Raw genomic sequence first — 13,555 nt, forward strand, 5'->3', positions numbered from 1 at the left:
GAAAATCCGATATCCGAAATAAAAAATTTACACATTGAACCTGAAGTGCATAATATCACCATCTTCAACAATGTAGGTTTTACCTTCAATGCTAAGTTTACCGGCTTCTTTGATGGCCGCTTCTGAGCCGTTGTACTTCACAAAGTCGTCGTATTTAATTACTTCCGCGCGTATAAAACCCTTTTCAAAGTCGGTATGTATAACACCCGCAGCTTGTGGCGCAGTAAAGCCTTGCGTAATAGTCCATGCCCGAACTTCCTGCACACCCGCTGTAAAATAGGTAGCCAGATCAAGTAGCTTGTACGCTGCTTTGATCAGTTTGTTAACGCCCGATTCTTCCAGTCCCAGATCATCCAAAAACATCTGGCGCTCTTCAAATGATTCCAGCTCTGATATCTCCGCTTCAATTTGTGCAGAAATAACCAGTACACCGGCGTTCTCATCTTTAACAGCCTCTTTAACTTTTTCAACGTAAGCGTTACCAGTTTTCACAGCGCTTTCGTCAACGTTGCATACATATAATACCGGTTTGGCAGTAAGTAACCAAAGGTCGCCTATGTATTCTTTATCTTCTTCAGCAACCGGAGCGGTACGCGCAGATTTACCGGCTAACAAATGCTCACGGTATACGGTAAGTACTTCAAAGGTTTTTTTAGCTTCTTTATCGCCACCGGTTTTAGCCATTTTCTCCACCTTCTGGATCTTTTTTTCAATAGATTCAAGGTCTTTTAACTGCAACTCGGTGTCAATTATCTCTTTGTCGCGGATTGGATCAACGCTTCCGTCAACGTGTATCACATTATCGTTATCAAAACAACGTAAAACGTGCAGTATAGCATTGGTTGCGCGTATATTGCCCAAAAATTGGTTACCCAAACCTTCGCCTTTGCTGGCACCTTTTACTAAGCCGGCAATATCAACAATCTCAATGGTGTTGGGTACTACGTTTTTGGGGTTTACTATTTCAGTAAGTTTAGTCAGGCGCTCATCAGGCACGGTTATTACGCCAACGTTAGGCTCAATGGTACAAAACGGAAAGTTAGCCGCCTGTGCCTTAGCGTTTGATAAACAGTTAAAAAGTGTTGACTTACCCACATTTGGCAAACCCACTATACCACATTGTAATCCCATAGTTTTATTTAGAATCAAGAGTTAAGAGGCAAGAATCAAGAAATCTATGCTCTTGTTTCTCTAATTCCTGTCTCTTTTAAAAAGCGCAAAGATAACACAAATACCTGCTGTTTAGAAACAAGAGTTAAGAAGTAGGAATCAAGATTTTTGTTTACCTTTTGTTGAGAATAAGAAGCAATAGTTAAGATTCCTGTTTCTTGCTTCTTAATTCTAGCTTCTCTTCAAAAACACAAAATACCGCCTTGTTTTTTGAAAAAATAAACGACTTTTGCAGCATATTGATCAAGGCAGTAAAACCCATGTAAAAACAGGCGTATGATGGAAGAAATGGTTGAGCAAATTGAATTATTGCTGGAGGAAAATAACGATGAACAACTGCGTACTTACCTCAACAACCTCAATATATCTGATGTTGAAGAACTGATAGATGAACTTCCTGACTATGGCCCTAAATTTATTGAGACGCTTACCATTAACCGCGCGGTAAACGTTTTCAGAATACTTGACTTCCCTACACAGGAGCGTATTTTCAAAAAACTTTCGGGAAACCGCGTGGCAGAAATTGTAAACGAACTGCCACCCGATGACCGTACGGCTTTTTTCTCCGAATTACACGGCGACGCAGTTAAAAAACTCATTCTTCATTTATCGCCCGAAGACCGCAAAGAAGCGCTATCACTTTTAGGTTACGATGAGTATAGCGTTGGCCGTTTAATGACGCCCGATTATATCACCGTTAAAAAAAGCTGGACCGTAGCGCGTGTATTGGAACACGTACGGCAATATGGCAAGGCTTCAGAAACGCTTGACGTATTATATGTTATCGGCGACAAAGGTGTGTTACTGGATGATATTCGTATACGTGAGATCTTATTGGCCGATCCGAATACAAAAGTAAGCCAATTAATGGACGGGCGCTTGATAGCTTTGAAAGCGTCCGACCCGCAAGAAGAAGCCATTAACATATTCAGGATGAATAACCGGGTAGCTTTGCCGGTTACCGATAAAGACGACGTATTGTTGGGCATAGTTACCGTTGACGATATTTTATGGATAGCTAATGAAGAGTATACTGAAGATATTCAGAAAATAGGTGGTACCGAAGCATTGGATGAACCTTACCTTGATATATCATTGCTAACACTGGTAAAAAAGCGTGTAGGTTGGCTTATTATCCTGTTTTTGGGGGAGATGCTTACCGCTGCGGCTATGGGCTATTTTCAAAAAGAAATTGAGAAGGCAGTTGTACTGGCGCTATTCATACCGTTAATTATTTCCAGTGGAGGTAACAGTGGTTCGCAGGCATCAACACTTATTATACAGGCTATGGCTTTAGGTGAGGTAACCATTGCCGACTGGTGGCGCGTTATGCGCCGTGAAATAGTGTCAGGCCTTATGCTGGGTTTAACGCTGGGTATTATAGGCTTTTTACAGGTGGCATTACGCAGCAGTTTTAGTGATGTTTACGGGCCGCATTGGCTATCTGTAGCAATTACGGTTGGCGTATCGCTTGTATTTGTTGTTCTGTGGGGTTCATTATCAGGCTCCATGCTTCCGCTGTTGTTGAAAAGACTGGGTGCTGACCCGGCTACTTCGTCTGCACCCTTCGTGGCTACACTTGCTGACGTTACCGGCTTGGTGATCTATTTCAGCATAGCTGTGCTTACTATGCAGAGTATGTTGGGGAGTTAGCGCAGTAATTATGCTTAACGATCCATACGGTTTAAACACAAAAAAGCCCGTTGCATTGCAACAGGCTTTTCGTTTGGTTTATAACTGGTTAATGTAATCTTCTTATATATCGAATGAGAAATCTTCGTCTGCAGAGGCTTTTGCGGTTTCGGGGGAATCGCTAAACTCATAGCGTTTTTCAACAACTTCCTGATGATCTTTTATGTACTCCATAGTACCGTTCAGACCTTCAATAAACTTTTCAAAATCTTCTTTGTACAAAAATATTTTGTGCTTAATAAAAACTCCGTCTTCCAGTCTTTTTTTGCTTTCAGTAATGGTTATATAATAATCATTTGAACGCGTTGCTTTTACATCAAAAAAATAAGTCCTTTTCCCCGCTCTTACCTTCTTTGAAAAAACCTCTTCTCTCTCTCTGTTATCGTAATCTCCCATGTTAATAGTATTGTAATTTAGTTTGATTGGCATAAATATAAATAATTTTTCAATCTGCAAGTATTAATTCAAATAATATTGGGGTTTTTAGAAAAAAATGTAAACAGAAAGGTTAAAATGGTATCAATCTAATTTTTGAGGTTCCTCTTCTTCTAATAACTGTTTCTCGTACAGTTCAAAATAAGTGCCTTGCAAATTTAAAAGGTCGGTATGGGTGCCTTGTTCAATTATTTCACCATTGTCCATCACCAAAATTTTATCAGCATTTTTAATCGTGGATATACGGTGCGCAATTATAATATTTGTTTTACCGTGCATTATCCGGCCAAGGTTGTTTAATATTTCCTCCTCGGTTCGCGTGTCAACTGCCGACAAACAATCGTCAAATATCAGTATCTGTGGATGCTTGGCAATGGCGCGGGCAATGGATACCCGCTGTTTTTGCCCGCCCGAAAGTGTAATGCCTCTTTCCCCGATAAGCGTTTCAAACCCATTTTCCAGTTTAATAATGTTATTATAAACTGCTGAGTCGCGTGCGGCTTGCTCAATGGCAGGCATGTCTTTTACATCGGCACTAAAGGCTATGTTATTAGCAATGGTGTCAGAGAAAAGGAAAACTTCCTGCGGAACATAACCCACCTGGTGGCGGTAATCAACCAGATTAACAGATTTAATGTTGCTGCCGTCTACCAAAACTTCGCCCTGCGTAGTATCATACATGCGCAGTATTAAATTGGCAATGGTTGACTTGCCTGATCCGGTGCGGCCAATAATGGCCACCATTTCACCAGGCAAAGCTGTAAACGAAACATTTTTAAGTGCCTGAATGCCTGTATCAGGGTAAATGAACGATACGTTTTTAAAGGCGATAGCGCCTTCTACTTTCTGAGGAGCATCTGTTGGTGAAATAATTTCAGGTTGCTGGCTCAAAAATTGGTTGATGCGTTTTTGTGATGCCGCTGCTCTTTGTATCAATGAGGTAACCCATCCTAATGACATTACCGGGAAGGTAAGCTGACTCAGGTAAACAATAAATTCGGCAATGTTGCCCGGGGTAATATTGCCTTTCATCACCTCAACGCCGCCTACATAAATTATAATAACGTTACTGATACCCACCAGTAACAGCATCATAGGGTAGAAGAGCGCCTGCACACGTGCCAAAGACATGGAGTGCAACTTATAATCGTTGCTCTCGGCTTCAAATTTTTTGCGTACTGATGCCTCGCGCACGTACGACTTCATGATGCGGATGCCCGAAAAGTTCTCTTGTACAAAACTTGAAAGTGAAGAGAGACGCTCCTGTATTTTCTCGCTGCGGAAATTGATGATGTTGTTAACGTAGTAAATAATTACGGCCAGTAACGGGAGCGGCAATACTGAAAACACCGCCAACCGCACATTCACCGTAAGCATGCAATAAATGGCTAAAACGAAAAGCACTACCGTGTTGATGGTGTACATAATGCCCGGTCCAAGGTACATACGCACGCGGCTCACATCTTCTGTAACACGGTTCATTAGATCGCCTGTATTGTGGCGGCGGTAAAACGCTAATGATAGCGCCTGATAATGCTCATATATCTCATTTTTAAGATCATACTCAATATGACGCGACATGAGTATAATGGTTTGTCGCATAAAAAACAGGAACAATCCTCTTAAAATGGCCAGCAACAAAACCAGTATGCCAAATAATAACAGGCTTGAGCCGAATATGTCATAAATAAGCCCCTGTCTGTTGAAGCCCGTAAATAAATGATATACGCTTATGTTTTCTTCAACCAGATCAAATGCTACTCTTATTACCTGGGCCGGTAAAATTCCAAAAATGTTGGATATAACAACAAACAGTACACCGGGAATAAGGCGCCAGCGGTATTTGTAAAAGAATTTATTTAAGTAGGCCAGATCTTTCATGCTGATGAAAAGTCCGAAAGTCCGAAGTCCGGACGTCCGAAAGTCAAAAGTAGACTAATACTGTTGATTATTCAAGTAACCATTTCAGTTACTGTGCAGCATCCAATTTAAAGTTCTGATTAACCGCGCAGTTTATCCAACAAGTCGCTCAGTTGAGCGGCTTCCTCCGGGGTAAGGTTATTTTGAAGAAAATCTTTGGTTTTAAACTCCGCATCCATCTTAGCCAGGGTGTCAAGCCCTTTTTCGCTTATTTGGATGTCAACCGCGCGCCTGTCTTTGCTATTTGTGCAACGTGTTATCAATTCTTTTTGAATGAGGCGGTCAACAATGCGCGAGGCATCGCTCATTTTATCTATCATACGTTCTTTTAAAATGTTGATAGTGGCCGGTTTTGGGTATTGCCCACGCAGAATACGTAAAATATTAAACTGCTGACGGGTTAAATTAAATTTTTCAAAATGTAGTCGCAAGGTGTTACTTAACCACCCTTCCGTATAGGCAATATTTACAACTACCTTATGGTAGTTATCTTCGAAGTTTGAACTTTGTATTTCGTCGTCTATTCGCATGGGCTGTTTTAACTTTCGGCAATGCAAATATGTTTATTTTTTTTAATTAAAATAATGGGTAATAGTGCAATACGACTAATTAATGGTCCAGTTATTAACTACAACTTTATTTAGTTAAGCAGTTTAACTTTAATGCTGTCGCCATAGTAGGCTTGTAAGTGCCGGCCATTGCCATGGAGTGTCCATATTTGAGTAGGAGCAACCTGCCGCACCGCTTCAAGTATATCGTTCCAGTCTACGTGGTCTGATATAAAAAGTGTATCCTCTTTGTTTACCTGTAATTTGTTCCAGCCGGATGCAAAAAGGCGTTTTACACCACTGGCTCTTATATAACTATCAAATGTAAACGGTGGTACAATGTACACAAACTCGTCTTGCGCTTTCATTAGTTTACGACCATATAATTGATAATTGCCTAATTTGAATCCCGCGTTTTCATATATTTTATTAATGGCCATTATGCGGTGGTGCACCAGTATTTTTTTGCGCGGCGCGTGGTCTGTTATCATCCTGATCAACCTCTGACTTTTACCTGTAGCATAAGCGCCTAAGAGAATGTTACTTTGTATGCCATTAAGCTTTTTTATCTCGTCAACCGGGTTAGGGTGAATGATTTTAGGATCGGCAAAGGTACTTTCGGTGATCAATACATCAGCCTTAACCCAGGCAATAGGCTCGCATGTATCATCGGGTTGGATCTTATAATCGCCGGTATATAGATAGGTAGAGTCTTTATACTCCATTAAAACCATAGCCGAACCCAGCATGTGGCCTGCGGGAATAAAGGTGATTTTTATACCGTTTATTACAAAAGATTCATCGTATCTAACTACCTGAAAGGTTCTTGCCGCATATCGGCTATAACGCAGTTCCATTAAGGCACGCGTTGATGCAGTGCAGTATACAGAACCATTGCCACTCACGGCATGGTCTGCATGGGCGTGAGATATAATCGCTGTTTTTACCGGCAGGATAGGGTCGAGGTAAAAATCGCCGTATTTGCAGTACAGTCCGTTATCATTAATAAAAACAAAATCGTCAATGATCATGGCTGATATCAGGCGCCGGAGAGCTTTAAAAAATGCTGGTGCAATTGTATTATTTGTGGTATTAGGAGTTGGCTGTCGTCATTTAATAGCATATGGTTTGCCATGTCTATCTTTTTTTCTTGAGAAAATTGCCGGGCTTCGCGTGCTTCAACTTCCGCACGGCTTATTTGATCACGGTTCATTACCCTTTTAATCCTTGTTTCTAAGGGGGCGGCAACTAAAATAGTTTCATCGCAGTCTTTGTATGAACCGCTTTCAAACAATACTGCGGCTTCCTTTATTATGTAAGGCTCGTTGAGGTAAGTTTTGGCCCATTCATCAAACGCTCTGAAAACAGCGGGGTGAACAAGAGCGTTTAGTTTTTTTAACTCAGCTTCATTATTAAAGACTATGGATGCCAGGTGTTTACGGTTAAGTGTGCCATCTTCAAAGTAGCTTTCGTCTCCAAAAGCTTTTTTAACGCCTTCAATCAATACAGCATCAGTGGTCATTACATTTTTACCTGCATCATCGGCGTAAAAAACTTTAACACCCAATAGTTCAAATACGCGTGCCACCGTACTTTTTCCGCTGCCTATATTGCCGGTTATTCCAATTTTCAGCATCACTTCTTTACAATAAAATCAATGTTGCGTGGTTCAATGCGCACCACTTTGCAAAAATCAGGAACACGTATAATTTTAACAGGAAGCGTGCTGTAACCGTATTTTTGCCAGTACTCCATATCAACCTGCGCCTCAAATAAGTCTGCATCAATGTCGGCATATTTATCAAGCGATGTTGTAAATGTAACGGTAACGCGTTGCGGGATCAGCTTAACATTGTAGTAATTAGCGTTATTGATTATCCTTAAAGGTATTTTAATGGTTTTCTCAGTAAATTCATTAACAGGTACTATAACCTTAACCGCTTTTGGATAAATGTTGATGTTTCCTGCGGAGGGTGTTTTCAGTCCTACTGTAGTTACAATGTTTTCATTTACATCATTGACCTTTAATGAGTCAGTAGGCCAGGTGGTCATCGCGTCTATCTCAGCACTCGGGCCGCTAACAGTAACGTAGGATGGCTCAAGCTTCACATTGTCAGACTGCGCATATTGTTTGCTGTAACGTATGGCACTTAATAACTTAACGGGAATGCGTTTGATGCTACGGTTAGAAAAATCAAAATATAAAGTATCCGGATTAAAGCCAATTACAGGGTTGTTGCGCGGCATTTCTGTATTAATGCGTTGCAACTGCGCGCTTAATACAACGTAGGGCCTGTTATCCAACGAACGCAGATCAACTGTTACGGCACTGCTTTTTTCATTAACCCGCGCAAATATCATTTGCCAGCCGGTGCCTTTAACAACAGCCTCAATAGTATCCGACTGCAAAGAATGAAAAGAACGTTTAAGCGGTACGTTTTTGTACCGCACGTACATTTTAGTGGTGTAGTTGTAGGTGCTTGAAAATGCCACTACCAGCCAGGCGCAAACAGCAAAGGTTAAGCAGGTTAAAAAAACCGATATCCTTCTGCGTTCTGTTGCTGATAGTTTTATCATGATGTAGCTGAAAGGTAAAAGGCGAAAGGTAAAAGGTTGTGTTCCTTTTCTTTCGCCTTTACTATTACAAATTTAAAATTATTAGCTGTGTAAGCAAACCTTTTACCTTTCAGCTTTTACCTTACTTAGCCGGTGTATTTAAAGGTTTTGACGCGTCAAGCGATATAGCTGTTTTGTCAAAGCGTAGTTTACTGCCCAGTTCTGTATCAATAACAACAGTTGTTTCATTTACTTCCGCAATGCGTCCGTGCAAGCCGGCTGTGGTAATAACTTTGTCGCCTTTTTTCAATTCGTCGGCAAATTTTTTCTGGTCTTTTTGCTTCTTCATCTGCGGACGGATCATGAAGAAATACATCACCAAAACAATAAGTCCAAGCGGTATTAAGTTTTGTATGCTAAGTCCGCCAGCCTGTAATAAAATAGTAGTAGTCATCTTTAATAGTTTATTTTTTTGCCAACACTTCACCAATCAAGTGCACTACCGTTTGTGCCGGATCAGTATTAGCTGTAACGGTAATTAATTTGTCTTGTAAGCCAACTTTGCCTGCGCTGTTAAAGGTAACAGAAATTTCGCCCTCTTTGCCGGGAAGAACAGGGTCTTTTGGCCATGTAGGTGTTGTGCAACCGCATGACGCCACAGCATTGGTGATGATCAAAGGTTGTGTGCTGCCATTGTAAAATTTGAAAACGTGCGTTGTTTTTTCGCCCTCGGTTATTTTACCAAAGTCAAAGCTCTCCTCATTAAATTTAATAATAGCCGGATCTGCTTTGGTAACGCCTGCCGAATCTGCTGAAGTTGTATCTGCTGCTTTCTCGCTGTTGTTACAGGCCGATAATGTAGCCGCTGTTAAAAGTATTACAAAAAGCTTTTTCATATTATTCAATTAAACCCCTGCCGGTTTTACGTATTTTTTTCTCTTCTTTTAATTCGATCAAAATTTTGTCTAAAATACCATTTATAAACGAATTACTTTTTGGCGTGCTAAACTCTTTCGAAATTTCAAGGTATTCGTTTATAGTAACTTTAACGGGTATGGAGTTAAAGTTGATAAATTCGGCAATTGCCATCTTCATCAGCAAGGTGTCCATCATTGCAATACGTTCCGGCTCCCAGTTCTGCGTTTTAAGGCCTATCATTTCCTGGTAGTCTTTATCGTATTTAATAGTTGCCTGGAATAGGTCAATTATAAATTCTTTATCTTCTGCCCAGTTACCTGTTGTTTCTGCCAGTTTGTTTTTGGCCGGATCTTCAAAAGAAAAGTTTTTAAATGTTTTGGCTATTAGGGCTTGTAAAACATCTTTATCAACCGGCCAGAAAATAAATTTTTCTTCAAAAACCTGTTCGGCCAAAGTTGATTTTAATATAACTTTTTTGAAGATGAACTTAATGATGTCTTTATCGGTTTGGATAGTGTCGTCTGTTTTTTGCAGATACTCTTCATACTCTGGCGAGTATTTTAATGCTCTGAACAAACCTTTAACCAGTTCGGGATCAAAATTCCACTCAATTTTGTATTTTTTTACACCGGCTAAATACTCTTTGTTATTTCTGAGTGAGGTGTAAAACCGGTTGGTCATTATTTTCAGGTTGGCATTTAAATCGGCTGCCGTAGGTAGGTGTTTATGAGCGCGCTCCTCAGCATCTTTCTCCGCATATTCAACCACTTCTGATATTAGCGACAACATCCAGATATACATTTCGTATACCTTATCAATGTTTTGCAGCAGGTTTTTTTCGTGTTGGGAAACACTGCCTGCTCCGGTTTGGTGGTATGCATATACCGCTTGTAGTACTTTTACCCGTAGGTGCCTTCTATTTAGCATAATGTAAGAACGATTTTGGAGCGAACTCCTTATTATTATTTATAAATTAATATGATGATTTTACTTTATTGATGTCTGCTATACGTTTATTAACAATTTTATTAGCTGCCTGAATGGTAGGTATGTTTTCAGACTTTGATAACTTTAGTACGTTACGCGTAGCCTCATAAATATTCTCAGTAAGTTGCAATGAGTGCTTTTTGCTAAAACCCATCAGTTCCGAGTAGCAATTAATAACACCGCCGGCACTTATTACGTAGTCGGGCGCAAATAAGATGCCTTTTTCCAACAGCATTTGCCCGTGCATATCCTCGTCTTCAAGTTGATTGTTAGCTGATCCGGCTATAATGGCACATTTTAACTTATTAATAGTTTGCGTATTTACGGTAGCACCTAATGCACAAGGCGAATAAATATCAGCATCTATATCAAAAATACTATTGTTGGAAACCGCCTGCGCGCCATATTTTTTTGATACAAAACCAGCACGTTCCTCGTTGATGTCGCTCACGTATACCTTAACATTTTCATCGCGCAGTAGTTTCACCAGGTTTTCGCCAACTTGGCCAATACCCTGTACTATAACCGATTTACCTGTTAAACTATCTGTGCCAAAAAGTTCTTTAACCGAAGCTTTAATGCCCATGTATACCCCCATAGCTGCAATAGGAGTAGGGTCTCCGCTGCCGCCCATGGTTTCAGGTAAGCCCGTAACATGCTGTGTTTCCATGCGGATGTAAGCCATGTCGCGCGGATTAGTGCCAACATCTTCGGCTGTAATAAACTCACCATTAAGATTTTTTATAAACCTGCCGAATTTGCGCAGTAAAGCTTCTGATTTGTCGCGCCGGGAATCGCCTATAATAACCGCACTGCCACCGCCAAGGTTTAATCCTGATATGGCGGCTTTATATGTCATGTTTTTTGAGAGACGCAGTACGTCATTTAACGCATCGTCTTCGCTTTTGTAAGCCCACATACGTGTACCACCCAACGCCGGACCCAAAGTAGTATCGTGAACTGCAATTATAGCTTTAAGCCCGGTATCCGGGTCGCTGCAGAACACTACTTTTTTGTGTGCGTATGCCTCAATTTTACTGAACAGAGATTCGGTGACTTGCTTTGTTGACATTTACTGTTTTTAGGCGCAACAAAAGTAGGTGTTTTTTTTAATGAGCCAAAGGTTTTTTAAATGCCCGTCTGCAAATGGGATAGTATAATATTAATTAAATAAGTGCCGTTGCCATTTCCAAAATATCCACCCGAACAACAAGCCCGCCAATATGCCATAAATTGCCCCTGCGGTTACATCTACCGGGTAATGCACACCAACATAAACCTGTGCAAAACTTATAGAGGCTGCCCAAAATAAACTTACAGGTAAAACCCATTTGTGGCGTTTATAAAATACTATACTCAAAAAAACGGCAATGGCAAAATGATCGCTGGCATGGCTGGAGGGGAAGCTGTAACCGGTTCCGCAGTCAACGCGTTCAATAATAGTAGTATCTAACTCAGGCGTATTGCATGGGCGCAAGCGGTTGAAATAGGGCTTTATAATGCTGGCACTGCCAAAGTCGGCCAATCCGAAGGTGAGCAGCAGCAGCGCTAAAATTATTACACCCTGTTTTTTATATCGCCAAAGGCAGAAAACAAAGATAAAAACGTACAACGGTATCCAAACCAGTCGGTTACGTAAAACCGGCATCAGCCAATCAAAAAACCAATTGCTCATATCATGGTTAATGAAATGAAACAGTTGTTGGTCAATGTTGAGCAGAAAATCAGGCATTGGGGCAAATATAAACTAAGATTTGCTGGATGATGCTGATTTCAGGATTTTATGACTGCTTTACCTAAGATGAAATATTACTATCAAAAATCTTAAAATCTGATTAGTACTACTAATCTTAGTCAAGCCAATAATTAATCTTATTTTTGCAGCAATCTATTTTTGAAATTTTGACACTTATAAAATCAATTTCGGGTATACGGGGTACGATAGGCGGCGCGGCTGGCGATGGTTTAACACCCCTTGATATAGTAAAATTTACATCTGCATACGGTGCATGGCTTATCAGAACCGGTGCGGCTAAAAAAGTTATTGTTGGCAGAGACGCGCGCATATCGGGAGCTATGGTTAACAACCTGGTAACAGGCACGTTAATGGGCCTGGGTATAGACGTGGTGGATATTGGCCTTTCAACAACTCCAACTGTTGAGGTGGCTGTTCCGTTGGAGCAAGCGGGTGGCGGTATTATCCTTACAGCCAGCCACAACCCAAAGCAATGGAACGCCTTAAAACTATTAAATGCCAAAGGCGAGTTTATAAACGATGCTGATGGTAAGGAATTGCTGGAAATTGCCGAAAGCAGCGACTTTAATTACGCTGATGTAAATACGTTAGGCAAGGTTATTTACGACGACAGCTTTATGCAAAAGCATATTGAACAGATACTGGCCCTGCCATTGGTTGATGTGGATGCTATTGCCAAAGCCAACTTTAAAGTAGTAATTGATTGCGTTAACTCAACAGGCGGTATTTTTGTTCCGGCCTTGTTGGAAGCGCTTGGTGTTAAAACGGTACATAAACTATTTTGTGAACCTGATGGACAATTTCCGCACAACCCGGAACCACTGCCCGAGAATTTGACAGACCTATCAAAAGAGGTGACAAGCAAAAATGCCGATCTGGGTATTGCTGTTGACCCTGACGTTGACCGCCTCTGCTTTGTTTGTGAAGATGGCAACATGTTTGGCGAAGAATATACCTTGGTTGCCGTAGCTGATTATGTATTGAAAAATACAAAAGGCAATACGGTTTCTAACCTCTCGTCAACCCGCGCCCTGCGCGATGTTACCGAACAGGCCGGCGGAGAATACCATGCTGCAGCGGTAGGCGAGGTGAACGTGGTGAACAAAATGAAAGAAGTAAATGCCGTTATAGGAGGCGAAGGCAATGGTGGTGTAATTTATCCCGAACTGCACTACGGTCGGGACGCTTTAGCTGGTATCGCTTTGTTTTTAACACATTTAGCTAAATATGGTAAACCTGTTTCGGTTTTGCGTAGCTCATATCCAAACTATTTTATCTCTAAAAATAAAATAACGCTAACGCCTGATATGGATATTGATGCGTTGCTTTTAAAGGTAGAAGAGAAATATAAAAATCAACCATACAGCACTATTGACGGTTTGAAAATTGAGTTCGATAAACAATGGGTACACCTGCGCCGCTCAAACACCGAACCTATTATCCGCATATATTCTGAGGCTGATTCTGAAGCAGTAGCCAGCAGTTTAGCTAATAAGATCATTGCTGATATAAAGGAAATACTTAGCTAATTATTGAATTACTGAGCTATTGAATTATGATTGGTTTTAATTTA

At 40.8% G+C, this 13,555-nt stretch carries 14 protein-coding genes; 2 read left to right on the plus strand and 12 right to left on the minus strand.

Annotated features, from left to right (window positions below):
• Nucleotides 1–27 precede the first annotated feature (27 nt).
• Nucleotides 28–1,131, minus strand: coding sequence for a redox-regulated ATPase YchF (gene ychF / locus CLV57_RS06575; RefSeq protein ID WP_100340517.1), 1,104 nt, complete (start codon nucleotides 1,129–1,131; stop codon nucleotides 28–30).
• A gap of 315 nt (nucleotides 1,132–1,446) precedes the next feature.
• Here ychF and mgtE point away from each other — a divergent pair, with 315 nt between their 5' ends.
• On the plus strand, nucleotides 1,447–2,823 hold the full coding sequence (mgtE, locus tag CLV57_RS06580) for a magnesium transporter (protein WP_100340518.1): 1,377 nt from the start codon (nucleotides 1,447–1,449) through the stop codon (nucleotides 2,821–2,823).
• Between the two features lie 102 nt (nucleotides 2,824–2,925).
• Here the strand turns inward: mgtE and CLV57_RS06585 are convergent, their stop codons facing one another.
• The 11 genes from CLV57_RS06585 to CLV57_RS06635 all read right to left on the minus strand — a co-directional run bounded on the left by CLV57_RS06585 (nucleotide 2,926) and on the right by CLV57_RS06635 (nucleotide 11,958).
• Complete coding sequence (locus CLV57_RS06585) at nucleotides 2,926–3,258, minus strand: DUF3276 family protein (RefSeq protein WP_100341333.1); 333 nt, start codon at nucleotides 3,256–3,258, stop codon at nucleotides 2,926–2,928.
• A gap of 123 nt (nucleotides 3,259–3,381) precedes the next feature.
• Complete coding sequence (locus tag CLV57_RS06590) at nucleotides 3,382–5,178, minus strand: ABC transporter ATP-binding protein (RefSeq protein ID WP_100340519.1); 1,797 nt, start codon at nucleotides 5,176–5,178, stop codon at nucleotides 3,382–3,384.
• 119 nt (nucleotides 5,179–5,297) lie between these two features.
• Nucleotides 5,298–5,747 (minus strand): MarR family winged helix-turn-helix transcriptional regulator, encoded by a 450-nt coding sequence (locus tag CLV57_RS06595; protein WP_100340520.1) that lies wholly within the window; start codon nucleotides 5,745–5,747, stop codon nucleotides 5,298–5,300.
• 110 nt (nucleotides 5,748–5,857) lie between these two features.
• Nucleotides 5,858–6,796, minus strand: a complete 939-nt coding sequence (locus tag CLV57_RS06600; RefSeq protein ID WP_100340521.1) for an MBL fold metallo-hydrolase — start codon at nucleotides 6,794–6,796, stop codon at nucleotides 5,858–5,860.
• Nucleotides 6,797–6,804: 8 nt separating this feature from the next.
• The gene (gene coaE, locus CLV57_RS06605) at nucleotides 6,805–7,401 is read right to left on the minus strand and encodes a dephospho-CoA kinase (RefSeq protein ID WP_100340522.1); all 597 of its coding nucleotides are present in this window, start codon (nucleotides 7,399–7,401) and stop codon (nucleotides 6,805–6,807) included.
• The gene (locus tag CLV57_RS06610; protein ID WP_100340523.1) at nucleotides 7,401–8,342 is read right to left on the minus strand and encodes a YbbR-like domain-containing protein; all 942 of its coding nucleotides are present in this window, start codon (nucleotides 8,340–8,342) and stop codon (nucleotides 7,401–7,403) included. Before CLV57_RS06610 ends, coaE begins: the two co-directional genes overlap by 1 nt.
• Nucleotides 8,343–8,463: 121 nt before the next feature.
• Nucleotides 8,464–8,775 carry a preprotein translocase subunit YajC gene (yajC, locus tag CLV57_RS06615; RefSeq protein WP_100340524.1) on the minus strand — a complete coding sequence of 104 codons (312 nt, stop codon included), beginning with the start codon at nucleotides 8,773–8,775 and terminating at the stop codon, nucleotides 8,464–8,466.
• A gap of 10 nt (nucleotides 8,776–8,785) precedes the next feature.
• Complete coding sequence (locus CLV57_RS06620; RefSeq protein ID WP_100340525.1) at nucleotides 8,786–9,217, minus strand: DUF1573 domain-containing protein; 432 nt, start codon at nucleotides 9,215–9,217, stop codon at nucleotides 8,786–8,788.
• Nucleotide 9,218: 1 nt separating this feature from the next.
• Nucleotides 9,219–10,166, minus strand: a complete 948-nt coding sequence (nusB, locus tag CLV57_RS06625) for a transcription antitermination factor NusB (RefSeq protein ID WP_100340526.1) — start codon at nucleotides 10,164–10,166, stop codon at nucleotides 9,219–9,221.
• A gap of 46 nt (nucleotides 10,167–10,212) precedes the next feature.
• Nucleotides 10,213–11,298, minus strand: coding sequence for a Glu/Leu/Phe/Val family dehydrogenase (locus CLV57_RS06630; RefSeq protein ID WP_100340527.1), 1,086 nt, complete (start codon nucleotides 11,296–11,298; stop codon nucleotides 10,213–10,215).
• Nucleotides 11,299–11,388: 90 nt separating this feature from the next.
• On the minus strand, nucleotides 11,389–11,958 hold the full coding sequence (locus tag CLV57_RS06635; RefSeq protein ID WP_100340528.1) for a phosphatase PAP2 family protein: 570 nt from the start codon (nucleotides 11,956–11,958) through the stop codon (nucleotides 11,389–11,391).
• A 170-nt stretch (nucleotides 11,959–12,128) separates the two neighbouring features.
• Here CLV57_RS06635 and glmM point away from each other — a divergent pair, with 170 nt between their 5' ends.
• Complete coding sequence (glmM, locus tag CLV57_RS06640) at nucleotides 12,129–13,511, plus strand: phosphoglucosamine mutase (RefSeq protein WP_100340529.1); 1,383 nt, start codon at nucleotides 12,129–12,131, stop codon at nucleotides 13,509–13,511.
• Nucleotides 13,512–13,555 lie beyond the last annotated feature (44 nt).

Origin of the sequence: Mucilaginibacter auburnensis, assembly GCF_002797815.1 — a bacterium.
Taxonomy (GTDB): domain Bacteria; phylum Bacteroidota; class Bacteroidia; order Sphingobacteriales; family Sphingobacteriaceae; genus Mucilaginibacter; species Mucilaginibacter auburnensis.

Bases quoted from the DNA above. Each gene is read 5' to 3' on its own strand.
- nusB (WP_100340526.1), bottom strand. From the start codon at position 10,166: ATGCTAAATAGAAGGCACCTACGGGTAAAAGTACTACAAGCGGTATAT.
- CLV57_RS06590 (WP_100340519.1), bottom strand. From the start codon at position 5,178: ATGAAAGATCTGGCCTACTTAAATAAATTCTTTTACAAATACCGCTGG.
- ychF (WP_100340517.1), bottom strand. From the start codon at position 1,131: ATGGGATTACAATGTGGTATAGTGGGTTTGCCAAATGTGGGTAAGTCA.
- CLV57_RS06630 (WP_100340527.1), bottom strand. From the start codon at position 11,298: ATGTCAACAAAGCAAGTCACCGAATCTCTGTTCAGTAAAATTGAGGCA.
- CLV57_RS06635 (WP_100340528.1), bottom strand. From the start codon at position 11,958: ATGCCTGATTTTCTGCTCAACATTGACCAACAACTGTTTCATTTCATT.
- CLV57_RS06595 (WP_100340520.1), bottom strand. From the start codon at position 5,747: ATGCGAATAGACGACGAAATACAAAGTTCAAACTTCGAAGATAACTAC.
- coaE (WP_100340522.1), bottom strand. From the start codon at position 7,401: ATGCTGAAAATTGGAATAACCGGCAATATAGGCAGCGGAAAAAGTACG.
- yajC (WP_100340524.1), bottom strand. From the start codon at position 8,775: ATGACTACTACTATTTTATTACAGGCTGGCGGACTTAGCATACAAAAC.
- CLV57_RS06610 (WP_100340523.1), bottom strand. From the start codon at position 8,342: ATGATAAAACTATCAGCAACAGAACGCAGAAGGATATCGGTTTTTTTA.
- CLV57_RS06600 (WP_100340521.1), bottom strand. From the start codon at position 6,796: ATGATCATTGACGATTTTGTTTTTATTAATGATAACGGACTGTACTGC.
- mgtE (WP_100340518.1), top strand. From the start codon at position 1,447: ATGATGGAAGAAATGGTTGAGCAAATTGAATTATTGCTGGAGGAAAAT.
- CLV57_RS06620 (WP_100340525.1), bottom strand. From the start codon at position 9,217: ATGAAAAAGCTTTTTGTAATACTTTTAACAGCGGCTACATTATCGGCC.
- CLV57_RS06585 (WP_100341333.1), bottom strand. From the start codon at position 3,258: ATGGGAGATTACGATAACAGAGAGAGAGAAGAGGTTTTTTCAAAGAAG.